This is a genomic window from Neptuniibacter halophilus, from assembly GCF_030295765.1.
Classification (GTDB): Bacteria; Pseudomonadota; Gammaproteobacteria; order Pseudomonadales; family Balneatricaceae; genus Neptuniibacter; species Neptuniibacter halophilus.
Genome location: NZ_AP027292.1, coordinates 2,014,975 through 2,029,708 on the forward strand (window position 1 = coordinate 2,014,975; position 14,734 = coordinate 2,029,708).

The 14,734-nt window shown below is 54.1% G+C and carries 16 protein-coding genes; 10 read left to right on the forward strand and 6 right to left on the reverse strand.

The features are described 5' to 3' along the window. Window positions 1-87: 87 nt before the first annotated feature. Genes lpxL through QUD59_RS09295 form a run of 4 tightly spaced genes read left to right on the forward strand, consistent with a single transcriptional unit; the run spans window position 88 to window position 4,334 of the window. Complete coding sequence (lpxL, locus tag QUD59_RS09280) at window positions 88-1,005, forward strand: LpxL/LpxP family Kdo(2)-lipid IV(A) lauroyl/palmitoleoyl acyltransferase (protein WP_286236629.1); 918 nt, start codon at window positions 88-90, stop codon at window positions 1,003-1,005. Further along, on the forward strand, window positions 1,005-2,075 hold the full coding sequence (gene rfaQ, locus QUD59_RS09285; RefSeq protein ID WP_286236630.1) for a putative lipopolysaccharide heptosyltransferase III: 1,071 nt from the start codon (window positions 1,005-1,007) through the stop codon (window positions 2,073-2,075). Before lpxL ends, rfaQ begins: the two co-directional genes overlap by 1 nt. After that, window positions 2,072-3,229: a glycosyltransferase family 4 protein gene (locus QUD59_RS09290; protein ID WP_286236631.1), complete on the forward strand. Its 1,158-nt coding sequence runs from the start codon at window positions 2,072-2,074 to the stop codon at window positions 3,227-3,229. Before rfaQ ends, QUD59_RS09290 begins: the two co-directional genes overlap by 4 nt. Beyond that, on the forward strand, window positions 3,216-4,334 hold the full coding sequence (locus QUD59_RS09295) for a glycosyltransferase family 9 protein (protein ID WP_286236632.1): 1,119 nt from the start codon (window positions 3,216-3,218) through the stop codon (window positions 4,332-4,334). Before QUD59_RS09290 ends, QUD59_RS09295 begins: the two co-directional genes overlap by 14 nt. Here QUD59_RS09295 and QUD59_RS09300 read toward each other — a convergent pair. From QUD59_RS09300 to QUD59_RS09315, 4 genes are read right to left on the reverse strand one after another with little or no spacing between them, the layout of a single operon-like run. Then, the gene (locus QUD59_RS09300) at window positions 4,331-5,479 is read right to left on the reverse strand and encodes a glycosyltransferase (protein ID WP_286236633.1); all 1,149 of its coding nucleotides are present in this window, start codon (window positions 5,477-5,479) and stop codon (window positions 4,331-4,333) included. The genes QUD59_RS09295 and QUD59_RS09300 overlap by 4 nt on opposite strands. Window positions 5,480-5,495: 16 nt before the next feature. After that, window positions 5,496-6,497 carry a glycosyltransferase family 9 protein gene (locus QUD59_RS09305; protein WP_286236634.1) on the reverse strand — a complete coding sequence of 334 codons (1,002 nt, stop codon included), beginning with the start codon at window positions 6,495-6,497 and terminating at the stop codon, window positions 5,496-5,498. After that, window positions 6,494-7,675: an O-antigen ligase family protein gene (locus QUD59_RS09310; RefSeq protein ID WP_286236635.1), complete on the reverse strand. Its 1,182-nt coding sequence runs from the start codon at window positions 7,673-7,675 to the stop codon at window positions 6,494-6,496. Before QUD59_RS09310 ends, QUD59_RS09305 begins: the two co-directional genes overlap by 4 nt. A 37-nt stretch (window positions 7,676-7,712) precedes the next feature. Beyond that, entirely contained in the window at window positions 7,713-8,474 is a 762-nt protein-coding gene (locus tag QUD59_RS09315) for a glycosyltransferase family 2 protein (RefSeq protein ID WP_286236637.1), read from the reverse strand. A gap of 170 nt (window positions 8,475-8,644) precedes the next feature. Here QUD59_RS09315 and QUD59_RS09320 point away from each other — a divergent pair, with 170 nt between their 5' ends. After that, window positions 8,645-9,391 (forward strand): glycosyltransferase family 2 protein, encoded by a 747-nt coding sequence (locus QUD59_RS09320; RefSeq protein WP_286236639.1) that lies wholly within the window; start codon window positions 8,645-8,647, stop codon window positions 9,389-9,391. Window positions 9,392-9,396: 5 nt separating this feature from the next. Beyond that, on the forward strand, window positions 9,397-10,674 hold the full coding sequence (gene waaA / locus QUD59_RS09325; protein WP_286236641.1) for a lipid IV(A) 3-deoxy-D-manno-octulosonic acid transferase: 1,278 nt from the start codon (window positions 9,397-9,399) through the stop codon (window positions 10,672-10,674). A 1-nt stretch (window position 10,675) separates the two neighbouring features. Here the strand turns inward: waaA and QUD59_RS09330 are convergent, their stop codons facing one another. Continuing rightward, entirely contained in the window at window positions 10,676-11,242 is a 567-nt protein-coding gene (locus QUD59_RS09330; protein WP_286236642.1) for a D-sedoheptulose-7-phosphate isomerase, read from the reverse strand. A gap of 4 nt (window positions 11,243-11,246) precedes the next feature. Further along, window positions 11,247-11,579, reverse strand: coding sequence for an iron donor protein CyaY (gene cyaY / locus QUD59_RS09335; RefSeq protein ID WP_286236643.1), 333 nt, complete (start codon window positions 11,577-11,579; stop codon window positions 11,247-11,249). Between the two features lie 206 nt (window positions 11,580-11,785). Here cyaY and lptM point away from each other — a divergent pair, with 206 nt between their 5' ends. Genes lptM through QUD59_RS09355 form a run of 4 tightly spaced genes read left to right on the forward strand, consistent with a single transcriptional unit; the run spans window position 11,786 to window position 14,728 of the window. Continuing rightward, on the forward strand, window positions 11,786-11,914 hold the full coding sequence (gene lptM / locus QUD59_RS09340; protein ID WP_434025556.1) for an LPS translocon maturation chaperone LptM: 129 nt from the start codon (window positions 11,786-11,788) through the stop codon (window positions 11,912-11,914). Between the two features lie 21 nt (window positions 11,915-11,935). Next, entirely contained in the window at window positions 11,936-13,192 is a 1,257-nt protein-coding gene (gene lysA / locus QUD59_RS09345; protein ID WP_286236644.1) for a diaminopimelate decarboxylase, read from the forward strand. A gap of 10 nt (window positions 13,193-13,202) precedes the next feature. Beyond that, a complete protein-coding gene (dapF, locus tag QUD59_RS09350) occupies window positions 13,203-14,045 on the forward strand; it encodes a diaminopimelate epimerase (protein ID WP_286236645.1) in 843 nt (280 codons plus the stop codon). After that, window positions 14,042-14,728, forward strand: coding sequence for a DUF484 family protein (locus QUD59_RS09355; RefSeq protein ID WP_286236646.1), 687 nt, complete (start codon window positions 14,042-14,044; stop codon window positions 14,726-14,728). The genes dapF and QUD59_RS09355 overlap by 4 nt, the downstream gene beginning before the upstream one ends. Window positions 14,729-14,734: the final 6 nt, after the last annotated feature.

Genomic DNA, 14,734 nt, shown 5'->3' on the forward strand with positions numbered 1-14,734 from the left:
CCGTTCTGCGGCGCAACACCCAACTGTCTGGCTGATATTCATCCTGACCGTTATAATTGCCTTTTGTCTTCAGCGAAATGATCTATTGTGGCTAAAACTACTTCTTTTTACGCGCCAAAATACTGGACGGTGTGGCTTGGCTTTGGCCTGTTGAGAATCGCCTCTCTGTTACCTTTCCGGCTGGGTGTTGCTGTGGGTAATGCGTTGGGGATGCTGCTCTACTATGCGATTCCAAAGAGACGGCGGGTTGCTGAGGTGAATGTCGGTCTCTGTTTTCCCGAGCTCCGTGCTGCAGAAAAACAAAACTTTGTTAAAGATGTCTTTCGCCATAACGGGGTGGGAGTGATCGAGACCGCGTGGGCATACTGGAGTGATCCGGACTGGTTTCGCAGACACACCGAGGTGCTTGGCAGGGAGGTTCTGGATCAGGCGCTTGAGCAGGGTAAAGGCGTGATTCTGTTGGGGGCTCATTATTCGCATCTGGATCTGGGCGGGATGCTGTTCTCCTTCTATGACAAACCTCTGGTGACAATGTACCGGGCACATAATAATCCACTGATGGAACGGCTGATTCAGCGAGGCCGTGAGCGCTTTGGAGAGCCGGTTGAGCGGGCTAATCTGCGCAGTATCGTTCGCAGCCTGCGAAAGAATAAAGTGGTCTGGTACGGTCCGGATCAGGACTTCGGCAGTCGCAACTCGGTGTTTGTGCCTTTTTTCGGGCAGACTGCCGCGACGGTCACCGCAACCACGAAGATGGTGGGCTTCAACGATTCACCGATGGTGGCGCTCTCCCAGCGGCGCAAAGAGGATGGTAGTGGTTATATTATTGAGATTGAGCCGGTGCCCGGATTTCCCAGTGGCGATGAGCTGAAGGATGCGGAAATCGTTAATCTGACCCTGGAGAAGGGGATTCGCAAAGCGCCGACCCAGTATATGTGGGTGCACAAACGCTTTAAAACCCAGCCGGATGGCGAACAGAAACTGTATAAGCAGGCAGGTTGTTAATGTCGCGAGAGATCGATTTGAGCCAGTGCCGGCGGGTGCTGGTGACCAAGCTCAGGCATCATGGCGATGTCCTGCTCAGCTCACCGGTGTTTCAGGTACTGAAACAGCAATACCCGCATCTTGAGATCGATGCTCTGGTGTATGAGGATACTTCGCCAATGCTGGCCGGGCATCCTGCGATCAGCCAGTTGCACTGTATTGATCGTCAGTGGAAAAAGCTGGGTGCCGGTAAGCATCTGGCGGAGGAGCGCGGCCTGCTGAAGCAGTTAAAAGCGCGCGATTATGATCTGCTGATCCACCTGACCGAGAGCTGGCGCGGTGCCTGGTTGAGCCGGCTGTTGAAACCGGCTTATTCCGTGGTTCGAAAATACCCCGGCCGGAGTAACCGCTTGTGGAAAAACAGTTTTACTCATCACTATGCGTCACCGGCCGGCAACCGACGCCATACGGTAGATATGCATCTGGATGCACTGCGTCATATTGGTGTTCAGCCGCAGAGTGAAAACAAAAAATTGCTGCTGGCGGTGGCAGAGGCTGACGTGAAAAAGGTTGCTGATCAGTGGCCTGCAGCAGCCGGTAAAACGGTGTTGCTACACCCGACCTCGCGCTGGATGTTTAAAACCTGGCCCGCAGACAAGGTTGCAGCGGTCATCCGTTATCTGCAGCAGCAGGGGATGAATATCGTCGTGACCGCTGCCCCGGCAGAAAAAGAGCTGAACATGGTCGAAGAAATTCTGCAGTCGGTTGAACAGCCGGTTGTGAATCTGGCGGGCAAGCTCAGCCTGAAACAACTGGCCGCAGCGATCGATCGTGCCGATCTGTTTGTGGGGGTCGATTCGGTGCCCATGCATATTGCAGCGGCGATGCAGACCCCTGCGGTGGCGCTGTTCGGGCCCAGCGGCGATAACGAATGGGGCCCCTGGATGTCACCGAATCAGGTGATTGCATCGGACATCTCCTGCCGACCTTGCGGGCAGGATGGCTGCGGCGGCAGCAAAGTCAGCGACTGTCTCACGATGATTGAGGTCGAGAGGGTGTGCGCTGCGGCGATGGAGTGGCTGACAGAATGACCCGTCTGGCAATTATCCGACAGCGCTACCGGCCGGATGGCGGAGCAGAACGTTTTGTCTCTCAGGCTCTGGCGGCACTGGCTGAAACGTCTCAGTTGGATGTCAGCGTGATTACCCGCGGCTGGGAAGGGGAAAACCGTTCCGGCTATCAGGTACTGCAGTGCGATCCGCAACAGCGGGGCAGGGTTGAGCGTGAGCAGGCGTTTGCCGGGAAGGCGCTGCAACTGCTTAAGGAACATCAGTTTGATCTGGTCCAGTCTCACGAGCGTATTCCCGGTTGTGATATCTATCGCGCCGGAGACGGGGTACATAAAGTCTGGCTGCAGCAGCGTGATCGGGTTATTGGTTGTCTGCAGCGTTTCTGGCAGCAGCGCAGTGCTTTTCACCGCTACCAGCTCGCCACAGAAAAGGCGTTGTTCACTCATCCTGAGCTCAAGGCAGTGATCTGTAATTCGGAGATGGTTAAGCAGGAAATCATCCAGCACTTCGCCACCCCTACAGATAAGATTCATGTGATCTATAACGCGGTGGATGGCGAGCGCTTTAAGCCAGTCACCGCAGATCAAAAACAGGCGCTGAAAAAGAAACTGGGGCTGGCAACTGATAAACCAGTGGCGATCTATGTGGGTTCGGGTTTTCAGCGGAAAGGTCTGGAAGCGGCTATCGGGGCGGTGGCTAAACAGCCTGACTATCAGTTGCTGGTGGTGGGTAAAGATAAAAAACAGCGTCGCTATGAGAAACTTGCGGCCCGTCTTGGGTGTGCTGAACGGGTCCTGTTTGCCGGCGTACAAAAAGAGATGCCGGAGTATTACAACGCAGCGGATCTGCTGTTGTTGCCAACTCTGTATGATCCCTTTCCCAATGTCATACTGGAAGCGATGAGCAGTGGTCTGCCGGTAATCACCTCGCGTAAGTGCGGCGGCGCGGAGTTTATCCGACAGGGCGAAGAGGGGTTTGTCACTGATGCCCTCGATGTTGATGCTATGGCTGCTGCACTGGGGCAGTTAAAAGATCCGCAGCAGTGGCAGCGATCTTCAGTCGCGGCCCGACAGAGAGTGGCGGCCTGTACTCCGGAAAATCTGGCAGGGCAATTGCTGGCGCTGTATCAGTCACTTTTGTCTGGCACGGGGGGACGCGTTCGTGAGCCGGTTTAAATCCCGTCTGGTGACGCTGAGTGCGGTTCTGAAACGGTTACCTGGCCACTTGTTCCGCCGGGCGCCACAAAAGGCCCCGGAAAAGGTTCTGATTGCACACCATCTGCTATTGGGCGATACCCTGATGCTGACGCCGCTGCTGGCAAAAATTCGGCAGCAGTACCCGCATGCGGAAATCTGTATGTTAGGCCAGAAAGCCTTAGCTTCACTCTATGCCGGTAAGCCTTATGGTGTGAATTATCTGCCTTATCATCCCTCTGAAACCGAGCGTTATCGTGAGCTGATCGCTTCGGGGCCCTACGATCTGGCCTTCGTACCGGCAGATAATCGTTACAGTATTCTCGCCTATGCGATGGGAGCCCGGTGGATCAAAGCGTTTTCCGGTGATCGCCCGGCGTATAAAAGCTGGCTGGTAGATCAGTTTTACGATTACCCCGATACACCTATGCACTGGGCGGATATTAATACCCTGATGCTGGAGGGGGACTATCCGGCGCCCTTCAGTCCTGAGCAGTGGCCGCTTCCGGAGACCAGTCAGGCTGAGATACTGCCTGAGATCCCGGGCCGGTTTGTGGTTTTGCATGTGGGGGCGAGTTCAGCGTTGAAGCTGTGGTCCCCTGCCCTCTGGCGACAGTTGGCAGACGGACTGACCGCAGAGGGGTTTCAGGTGGTCTGGAGTGGAGGCCCGGGTGAGGAGCCTCTGGTTGAAGCGATCGGTGTCATGCCGGGGGAGATCAATCTGGCCGGTAAGCTGTCGCTGGCACAGCTCTGCCGATTGCTGCAGCAAAGCGCTGCGCTGGTTTGCCCGGACACGGGTATCAGTCATCTCGGCCGGCTCAGTGATACGCCGACGCTGTGCCTGTTCGGGCCGGGTAACCCCGCAGTCTTTGGTAACTGTCGCTTCTGGAATCAGGATAACTATCGGGCGATTCATAAACCGGTTGCCTGCCGGGATCAGCATGTGATGTTCAAGCGGGAAATACCCTGGTTGCAGCGCTGTAATCGTGGCACTGATCGCTGCGAAAAAGCGGTCTGTATGCAGGCTATTACGCTGCAGGAGGTGCAGCAGCAACTGGCGTCGCTGCTGCATCAGGATCACTTTTAACCCTGCAACTGGCGGTGATGATCGATATATTGCTGCAGCGAGTTTCGGATCGAAAACTTGTGCAGGTATTCGTCGCTGATTGCCGGGTATTCCTCCAGCGCCGCGCGGATATTGGCGGCAAGGCCGTCGACATCGTCCGTGGGTGACAGGAAGCGGCTGAACTCTCCGGTGAGAATCTCGGAAGGTCCGGTCGGACAGTTGGTGCTGACTACCGGCGTACCGACGATCAGGGATTCGATCAGAACCGTGGGCAGCCCTTCACTGTCGGAGGACATGGCAAACAGCTCGGCCCCTTTGACCCAGGCGTAAGGGTTGCTCTGGAAACCCGGTAGAATCACTTTGTCTTTGATGCCCAGATCGTCAATCAACGCCAGCATCTGTTCATACCAGCGTTTGTCTGACTCGGTATAGGTGCCACCGATCAGGACCAGTTTCTGTTCGATATTGGCTTTGGCGTAGGCCTTCAGCAGCAGGTCCTGACGCTTGCGATTTTCAAACTTAGCCGCGTAGATGATATACGGAGAATCGGGTTTCAGGGCCGGATCGATCGGTTCGGCAGCTTTGCTGCGTAACAGATCGAAATCAAACGGATTGTAAATGGTGCGGATCGATTTCGGTTTAATACCGACCTGATTGACCAGTTCATCCTGCAGGGCATCGGATACGGTAACAATATTTCTGCCACTGTAGATGCTGCGGAACTTTCGGGTCCACCGCCACTGCCGTATCCAGCGTTTCAGCCCGGTTTTATTACCGACTTTGTTTTCGATGTACTTGACCATCGAGTTGCGGTAGCGGATATAGACGTTTTCCAGTGCGGCCATCCCGCTGAGGCGATCCATATCTTCTGCATTGGAGGTGAAGAAGTCGAACTTCTGGCCATCGTTCTCGATCTGTGTGACCTTATCCCGCAGCGCCTGCGCCAGTAGTTTTTTATTCTGCCAGCGGTTTTCGGCCAGTTCTCCGTCTTCAGACAGGTAGTGTATCTGGTAGCGGTCGGAGGCGGCCTGATGTTGCTGCTCATTTTTGACCAGAATGATATGAACATCGTGTCCCATATCGGCCAGGCCCCCGGCAAAATTCAATACCACGCGCTCGGCGCCGCCGCCGATCAGGGAGTCGATCAACAATCCAATACGTAACATAGATTCACTCATTTGATTAAGCCAACTGTTGCATAGCGTCGAGCACTTCGGCGCTGGTCAGGTCGGTGAGGGGTTCTTTATGCATAATACGATGCTGGCCCCAGGGGCGCCATTGATCTGCGCCGGGGTATCCAAACAGGGCAACAACCGGTACACCCAGCCCGCTGGCAACATGCATGGCACCGCCATCACTGCAGACCATAATCTGCGCCAGAGAGAGCGCGCCCACCAGTTGCCGCAGGTTTTCGGTGCGGAAGGGAATAATATTGTCTACTTGGTCAGTGAGTTGCAGTAACTGCTCAAGCTTCTCATCATCGCCGGGATGCTGCGGGTCGTGTTGTGAGCCGGGACTCCAGAGCAGCATGACGGGTCTGTCAGAACCCGCCCGGTAGGCATTGATCAGTTCGGCAAATTTTTCCGCAGGCCATTGGTTACAGGCTTTACGGGCGCTGATATGAAAAGCCGCGATCCCCTGTTCCAGTTGGGTTGCGCCACTGTTCGCCAGTTGCTGTCGGGCATATTGCTGTTCTTCCGGGGTGGCCGCCAGGCTGAGAGCGGGAATGGCTTTATCCTTAAAACCGGCGATGCGGCAGATCTTTTCTACCTGATGCAGACCTTCTAATGAGTCTGGTGTAACGGCGTCTTTGATCCCCAGGCTGCCATCATCAACACCGATAATCCGGGCCGCACCGGCCTGACGGGCCAGTTTCAGACCATGACGGTCAGGTGAGGGTGTCGCCAGAATGGCAAGATCGATCTGTTTACGTCTGAGCCGACGCAGTAACCGGAAGCGCTCAAGGTAGATCGAAAAACGACTGCGGGTGCCACGGTGCTTGGCTTTAACGTAGAAGCACAGGTCATCAATATCCGGACAATTTTCCAGAATCGGCGCGTTATAACTGCAGGCCAGCAGGGTGATTTCGGCATCCGGATAACGCTGACGCAGCAGGGTGAGCATGGGAGTTGTGCATACCAGATCGCCGATATTGTCTCTGCGTACAACCAGAATCTGTTTCACTTGATGGCCTCGGTTTCAGTTTTTTTTGCAGGTCGAACCGCGGATGCCAGAATCAGCCCCATCAGCGCCCAGAAGATAATAATGTTATTCCGGATAAAAAAATCATCCGTCATACTTTTCAGGAAAAATACCAGTGTCAGGCTGATACCAAGCAGGCCCAGGTGCCGGTTTTCCGGCTGCTTGCAGAGTAATACCATACGGTAAATCAGCCAGCCGTACAGTGCCATAAATAACAACAGCCCCGGCCAGCCTAACTGCAGATAGCGGTTTAAAAGGACGTTGTGGGCGTGAAGACGGTAATTGCTGTTGAAGTTTTCTGGCATCTCATCAGATAGCGCCTGACCCGGAATCGAATAACCATAACCAAAACCACGATGAGGAGCGCGGTCATATTGGCTGAGATAGAACGGCCAGAGCGTGTTAGCGCGTGGGTCTTTTTTCAGCGCGGTGACTTCGCTAATGTTGCCGCTCTGCTTCATATTCAGTGCAGTTAGGGTGGAAACAGCAAGGAGTATGGGAATCAGGATGAGTACCAGGCCTCTTTGTTTGCGGCATTTAACAACATCGAAGAGGACTACCAGACTGAAAAACGCCGCAACAAAACCGACACAGATAATAGCCATTCGGTTCTGGATCAGAGAAAGGCTGTAACCGCTCACAGCCAGCCCTGTTAAGGCAAGTAACAGTATCCAGAGTCTTCGGTTGCTGATACAGATCGAGCAGAAGACACAGACGGCTAAAGTGATCAGGGTCGAAGTATCGCCCACCATCAGGTAATAGTCGCTTCCCCCTTTTATCAGACCCAGCTTGAAATTAATGGACAGAAATAACAGGGCGGTATAGCCAATTCCCAGACCGATGATCGTGTAGTTCTGCAGGGTTGATTGCTGACAACACAGATAAAAAATGCCAAAAGCAAACAGGGGATAAAGCAGCTCTTTTTTGATGGCGCTGAGGGTGAGATCCGGGGCAACGCTCCAGTTTACCGACAATGCGGCAAGGCCGATCAGGGCTGCCCACAATATGAGACCCGAGCGGATTGCGATCAGCTTTCGGAACTCGGGTGAGGACAGTAACAGCAGTGCCGCTAACGCAGACAGCATCACGCCCTGTGCATCTCTCAGTTGGACTGATATAGAGAAAGCAATCAGGAGTATGCCTGATAAAAGGGTCAGCATTGATCTGATCGGGTTAGGCAATGAAATCGGCACGGGACTACTTATTCTCGTTAACTTTGATTTTTTCGATCGTTTTAGCGTATTTGGAAAATGAGTTGAGACAGCCAATCAGGATGTGGACCAGACCGGGGAGCCCGTCGCGAAACCCCTGACGGATTAAATAGAATTTAATAAACCGCAGCAAAGGGCTGAGCAGCAGTTTAGCCACGCCAATCTTTTTTCCTTTCTGAAAAAGTTGCTCCGCCTGAAGCGAGGTGTAGCGGTTCTGCTTATTCAGGTACTGCTCAAGCGTTTCCTGAGAAAAGTGCAGTATATCTCCGCTGAGTGTTGCCGGTTCAGCCTGACTGACCACCTTTTCATGAACCGGGTCATCACTCCAGGCTGCGTGCGCCCGGTGGAATAAACGCAGGCTGATATCCGGATAGCCTTCACCATGGTAAAGCCAGCGGCCCATAAACCGGTTTCGCCGGGGCATCTGGCAGGCATGGCTGGCAGGGTTGCGCATAAAGTGCTCGATACTCTGCTGCAGCTCCGGGCTGATCCGCTCATCGGCGTCGAGGCAGAGTACCCAGTGGTGCCGGGCCTGTTCAACCGCAAACTGCTTTTGTTTGCCAAAGCCCAGCCATTGCTGCACAACCACTCTGCAGCCCAGCGATTCGCTGATCGCTACCGTGTCATCCGTACTGCCGGAATCAACCACGACCACTTCATCGCAAAAACTGAGTGAGGCGATACAATCCGCAATATTAGATGCTTCATTAAGCGTGATGATAACGGCAGAGAGTGGCTCTTTATTCACACTGGAATCCTGTTGCTAGAGCCCTGAGCCCTGAATGACACTGAAACTGGAGGGGATTATACCTGAGTCCGTTTGCGCGACAAAGGCTGCCCATTCAGCTACCGACATATCCCTGAGCGGCTGTTAGAATAGGCCGATAATCCTGATATCTGTTTTTCGTGATCCCAACTATGCAAATTTCTATCTGCGTCCTCACTTTTAATAGCGATAAAACTCTCAAGCCGCTACTGGACCAATTGTTAAAGCTGAATGCTGAGATGGTGGTGGTTGATTCCGGCAGTAGTGACCGTACGCTGGATATAATCCACAAGGCGTCTGAACAGGGCAATGTGCGCCGAATTGACCGTCCGTATCAGTGTCATTCTGATCAGATGAATTATGCGATAGATCAGGCCAGTCACGACTGGGTCCTCTGTATGGACAGTGATGAGATTCCTGATGATCAGTTTATTCTGGAATTACAGGGCTTGCTGAAAAGTTTTGACCCGGAACAGACAGGTCAGGCAGGGCGGATCAAGCGAAACTGGTATGTGTTGGGGCGTAAGGTACATGCCATGTATCCATGCTCCAGTCCGGATTATGTGGTGCGTTTCTTCAACCGGAAGCAGTGTCGCTTCAATGACAGTGTGGTGGACGATAAGGTCATCGGTTTTGATCAGGATTTTATCCTTGCCGGTGAAGTTGATCACCACACTTTTGAAACTCAGGAAGCGATGGACCGGAAACTGGATGCCTATGTGCGCCGTTTGAAATCAGGCTCTGCGCCAAGAAAAAATTCGACGCCGCGCGCGATTGCCAGTGCGATTGCGGCCTTCTGGAAGTGGTATTTTGTGAAGCAAGCGTATCTGGATGGCATCGTAGGGATAAAAACGGCGCGCTATGCAGCTCAATACTCCTACCGTAAGTATAAGGTTTAAACCTGATGCCACGTTGGTTATACACCGCTCTGTTCTACCTTGCCCTGCCGGTTATTCTGTTGCGGCTGTGGTTGCGCGGGCGGAAAGCGCCGGCTTACCGGGAGCGTTGGCAGGAGCGGCTCGGTGTTTATCAGTCAGATCCTTTGACGAATGCTCAGCCGCTGTGGATTCATGCGGTTTCTGTGGGCGAAACGCTGGCGATTGTACCGCTGGTTAAGCTGATTCAGGCGCGTTATCCGCAGTTGCCGATTGTGATGACCACGATGACGCCTACCGGTGCGGAGCGAGTCAGGGCCAGCTTCGGTGATAGCGTTCAGCACTATTATTGTCCTTACGATCTGCCCTGTGCGCTGAAGCGTTTTCTCAATCATGTGAAGCCGCAGGCCTGCGTCATTGTTGAAACTGAGTTATGGCCTAATCTGGTCGATCAGTGTTATCGCAGCAGGGTGCCGGTGCTGGTGGCCAACGCGCGACTGTCGGCACGATCGGCCAGAGGCTATGCCCGTTTTGCCAAAATGGCGGCGGCCATGCTGCAGCAGGTGGAGCTGATCGCTGCGCAAAATGCGACCGACGGACAGCGCTTTGTTGAGCTGGGGCTGGCGCCGGAACATCTGCAGGTGACCGGTTCGATTAAATTCGACATCAGCGTCCCGGAAGGCTCTGAGCGTCTGGCGTATGGGTTGCGCGAGCTCTGGGGGGCGCAGCGCCCGGTGCTGATCGGTGCCAGCACCCATGAGGGTGAAGAGCAGGCGCTGGTGGAGCTCTATAAGGGGTTGCTGAGTGATCATCCTGAGCTGCTTCTGGTTCTGGTGCCCAGACACCCGGAGCGGTTTGGCCCGGTGGCTGAACTGGTTAAAGCGGCGGGGCTGAAAATGGCCCGTCGCAGTCTGGGGCAGCAGCCAGCTTCGACCACTCAGGTATATCTGGGAGATACCATGGGCGAGTTAATGAAGCTGCTGGCGGCAGCGGATATCGCCTTTGTTGGCGGGAGTCTGATTGAGCGGGGAGGGCATAACCCGCTCGAGCCGGCTGTGCTGAAAAAGCCGGTGCTGATGGGGCCACACTTTTTTAATTTTCAGCAGATCTGTGAGCAGTTAGCGCAAGCCGGTGGCCTGAGCGTGGTAGCCGATGAAAAAGCGCTTTATCAACGCTGCGCAGAGTTGCTGGCCGATGCTTCGACAGCCCGGGCACAGGGTGAGAAAGGCTATGACTTTGTGATGCAGAACCAGGGCGCATTAGAGAGACTTTACGCCCTGGTTGAAGCGGTGTGTATCCGGCGTTGAATCAGCCTTCGCCGGACAGGCGGCGGTCCATCTCTTCGCACAGCCAGTGGCCGACAAAAATATGCGCTTCCTGAATGCGCGCAGTTTCGTCTGAAGGTACCCGGATCAGATGATCCGCAATGTCATTCAGTTTGCCGCCGTGGGAACCGGTCCAGGCCCAGGTGGTGCAGCCGATCTGTTTGGCTGCTTCGATCGCGTCAATCACGTTGGCGCTGTTGCCTGAGGTTGAGATACCGATCACCAGATCTTCTGCTTTAGCCAGTGCCAGCATCTGTCGGGTGAATACTGAGTCATAGCTGTAATCGTTACTGTGGGCGGTGAGAATTGAGCTGTCTACCGTCAGCGCAATGGCAGCCAGCGGGCGGCGTTCTGCTTTGTAGCGAACAACAAACTCAGCGGCCAGATGCTGGCTGTCGGCGGCGCTGCCACCGTTACCCATAAAGATCAGTTTGCCGCCGTTGTTGAAGCATTGTTCAATCTGATCGGCCAGCAACTGACTTCCCGCTTCAAGGCTGTTCAGTTGGTTAAAGGTATCAAAATGGCGTTGCAGGGCATTAGCAAAAGACATGCGCTCAGGCTCCTGTCAGATCAAATTCTAGGGATTCGCCTGCCTGATCGGCAAAGGCTTTCTTCAGGAACGGGCCGAGGGGCTGGCCATCGCTGTCCAGCACCCAGCCTGCCTGATCAGTATCGTAATCAAAGTGGAAACCGCCACTCTTGGTAGCCAGCCATAGCTGTTTAACCGGGGCCTGACGGGTAAAGATCAGCTGTGAGCGATTCTCGCAGATAATGGTCAGGATGCCGCCACCCAGCTGGACGTCAATATCGGTTTCGGCATCGTCCAGAATCTCCTCGATTTGCTCCAGAGTCTGGTCTACCCGATCGTTAAATTCGCTCTCAGTCATCTATCTCTCCGACCCTGCGGGTCATAAAAAACCATTCAGGCCGCAGAGTATAGCAAGCAAACGGAAAAAGCCGAAGAATGCTTATCATTCCCTCTTCTGCGGGTCGAGCTGGTGTTGTCGGGCGGGTTTCTGAAAAACGTTTTTAAGAATTGCTCCGGATACAGGTATAATCCGTGGATTCAACCGTTTTGCGGGGATTATTTGCTGTGAAAACACAGACTAAGCGTATTGGAATTTTAATGCTGTTCAGCCTGGTTATGTTGGCCGGTTGTGGACAGAAAGGACCGCTCTACCTTCCGGATGGTGAAGAGCAGCAAAACACGCAGCAGAAGTAAGCAGAATTTAAGAGATCACTGATGGATACATTTGAATACAGAAACGGCCAGTTATGCTGCGAAGAAGTTGCTCTGGCAAAAATCGCAGAAGAGTTTGGCACCCCGACCTATGTTTATTCCCGGGATGCGCTGGAGCGTGCTTATCTGGCCTATGCTGAAGCGCTGGAAGGCACCAGTTCTCTGGTTTGTTTTGCCGTGAAAGCCAACTCCAATCTGGCTGTGCTGAATGTGCTGGCGCGCCTGGGTGCGGGGTTTGATATTGTTTCTATCGGTGAGCTGGAGCGTGTTCTGCGCGCGGGTGGTGACGCAGATAAAGTGGTGTTTTCCGGTGTGGGTAAACAGCCCCATGAGATTAGCCGCGCGCTGGAAGCGGGCATCCGTTGCTTCAATATTGAATCGGAAGCGGAGCTGGAGCGGATTAATCAGGTAGCGGCAGAAGAAGGCAAAGTCGCTGCGATCTCCTTCCGTGTTAATCCGGACGTGGATGCAGGTACCCACCCTTACATCTCCACCGGCCTGAAAGAGAACAAATTTGGTATCGCCATTGATGAGGCGCTGCGTATCTACGGTCGTGCGGCCGAAATGGCCAATGTCAGCGTGGTCGGGATGGATTGCCATATCGGCAGCCAACTGACCGAAGTGGCGCCATTCCTTGATGCACTGGATCGCCTGTTGGTGCTGGTGGATCAACTGGCTGAGCAGGGCATTCATATCAAGCATCTGGATCTGGGTGGCGGACTGGGTGTGTGCTACACCGATGAAACGCCGCCGACACCGCAGGCATACATCGCTGAAGTGCTGAAAAAGCTCGAAGGCCGTGATCTGGAGCTGATCTTTGAACCGGGCCGTTCTATTGCCGCGAATGCGGGTGTGATGCTGACCCGGGTTGAGTTTCTGAAGCGTTCCGGTGAGAAAAACTTTGCCATTATTGATGGTGCCATGAACGACCTGATCCGGCCATCACTGTACAGCGCCTATCAGGAAATTATTCCGGTGATGCTGCGGGAAACCGGGTCTGAAGAATCATGGGATCTGGTCGGTCCGGTGTGTGAAACCGGTGATTTTCTGGGCAAAGATCGCTCGTTGAATCTGGAGCCGGGTGATCTGCTGGCGGTCTGCTCTGCCGGTGCCTATGGCTTTGTTATGGCATCTAACTACAACAGCCGTGGTCGTCCGGCCGAGGTGATGGTAGATGACAATAAGCATTACCTGATCCGCAAGCGTGAGACTCTGGCTGATCTGGTGAAAGGCGAGCAGTTGCTGCCGAAAGATCGATAAGGATAGGTCCATGCTAGTTCGCTTTACCAAAATGCACGGCCTCGGTAATGATTTTATGGTGCTGGATCTGGTGACCCAGCGGGTAAAAGTGACGCCGAAGCTGGTGAAAAAGCTCGGTGACCGCAATTTCGGTGTAGGGTTCGATCAGTTACTGATTGTTGAGCCACCTTCTGAACCGGATGTTGATTTCCGCTACCGGATTTTCAATCAGGATGGTTCCGAGGTGGAAAACTGCGGTAACGGTGCCCGTTGTTTCGCCAAGTTTGTCCGTGATAAGCGCCTGACCGGCAAATCTCAGGTCCGGGTACAGACCAGTAATGGTCGCATGACCCTGAAGATCCATGAGGACAAGCGGGTTGAGGTCAATATGGGTGAGCCGATCCTGACGCCAGCAGAGGTTCCCTTTGTGGCTGATCAGCAGGCAGCGGTTTATCCACTGCAGGTAGCGCTGAACGGGCAGATGCAAACGGTTGAACTCAGTGCGGTGTCTATGGGCAATCCGCATGGGGTTCTGCTGGTGGAGGATACCGCAACCGCGCCGGTCGAAAGCCTTGGGCCGGTGCTGGAATCCCACGAGCGATTTCCGGCGCGGGCTAATATTGGCTTTATGCAGGTGATTTCTCGCAATGAGATCAATCTGCGGGTGTTTGAGCGTGGTGTGGGTGAGACCATTGCCTGTGGTACCGGAGCCTGTGCTGCGGTGGTCGCGGGTAAACTGCGTGGCGAGCTGGATATGCCGGTAACGGTGCATCTTCCGGGTGGTGATCTGCAGATCGAATGGCAGGGTGACGGTCATCCGGTGATCATGACCGGGCCGGCAACAACCGTATACGAAGGACAGATTTTTGTATGAGCGATGCAACAATGGATCGGCTGACAGAAGCGCAGGTAGCGGCTTACCTGCTGGAACACAGTGACTTTTTTACCCGCAACAGTAAACTGCTGGAGAAACTGCAGGTACCGCACGAAACCGGTCGCGCGGTATCGCTGATTGAGCGCCAGACCAGTCTGCTCCGGGAAAAGAATCAGAATCTGACGGCGCATCTGTCTGATCTGATTGATATCGCCCGTCACAACGATCTGCAGTTTGAGAAAACCAAACGGATGGTACTGGCCCTGCTGGAAGCTGAAACGCTGGATGATGTCGCCATCGCTATCGATGAAAGCCTGTGTCAGGACTTTGCCAGTGACAGTACCGCGCTGATCCTGTTTACCAGTAAGTCGATGGATGTGAATAACCTGCGTCTGATGCTGCGTGAAGATGCCGAAGCGGTGAACAGCCTGATCGGGACTAATCTGCCGAGCTGTGGTCGTCTTAATGATGCCGAAAATCAGTTCATTTTCGCCGACCAGGCGGTCAAGGTGCAGTCTGCCGCGGTGGTACCGCTGGTTCAGGGTGAAACACTGGGCCTTCTGGCGATAGGCAGTTTTGACCCGAACTACTTCACCAGTAGTCAGGGCACGGTACTGCTGAGCTATGTAGGCGAAGTGCTGAGCCGGGTGGTCAGCCGGATTCTTCGTCAGCCGGCGCGCTGAACAAAC

Excerpts from the sequence above, each read along its gene's own strand:
- rfaQ (WP_286236630.1), top strand. The coding sequence starts at position 1,005 with ATGTCGCGAGAGATCGATTTGAGCCAGTGCCGGCGGGTGCTGGTGACC.
- QUD59_RS09290 (WP_286236631.1), top strand. The coding sequence starts at position 2,072 with ATGACCCGTCTGGCAATTATCCGACAGCGCTACCGGCCGGATGGCGGA.
- QUD59_RS09300 (WP_286236633.1), bottom strand. The coding sequence starts at position 5,479 with ATGTTACGTATTGGATTGTTGATCGACTCCCTGATCGGCGGCGGCGCC.
- QUD59_RS09310 (WP_286236635.1), bottom strand. The coding sequence starts at position 7,675 with ATGCTGACCCTTTTATCAGGCATACTCCTGATTGCTTTCTCTATATCA.
- QUD59_RS09320 (WP_286236639.1), top strand. The coding sequence starts at position 8,645 with ATGCAAATTTCTATCTGCGTCCTCACTTTTAATAGCGATAAAACTCTC.
- waaA (WP_286236641.1), top strand. The coding sequence starts at position 9,397 with ATGCCACGTTGGTTATACACCGCTCTGTTCTACCTTGCCCTGCCGGTT.
- QUD59_RS09330 (WP_286236642.1), bottom strand. The coding sequence starts at position 11,242 with ATGTCTTTTGCTAATGCCCTGCAACGCCATTTTGATACCTTTAACCAA.
- cyaY (WP_286236643.1), bottom strand. The coding sequence starts at position 11,579 with ATGACTGAGAGCGAATTTAACGATCGGGTAGACCAGACTCTGGAGCAA.
- lysA (WP_286236644.1), top strand. The coding sequence starts at position 11,936 with ATGGATACATTTGAATACAGAAACGGCCAGTTATGCTGCGAAGAAGTT.
- dapF (WP_286236645.1), top strand. The coding sequence starts at position 13,203 with ATGCTAGTTCGCTTTACCAAAATGCACGGCCTCGGTAATGATTTTATG.
- QUD59_RS09355 (WP_286236646.1), top strand. The coding sequence starts at position 14,042 with ATGAGCGATGCAACAATGGATCGGCTGACAGAAGCGCAGGTAGCGGCT.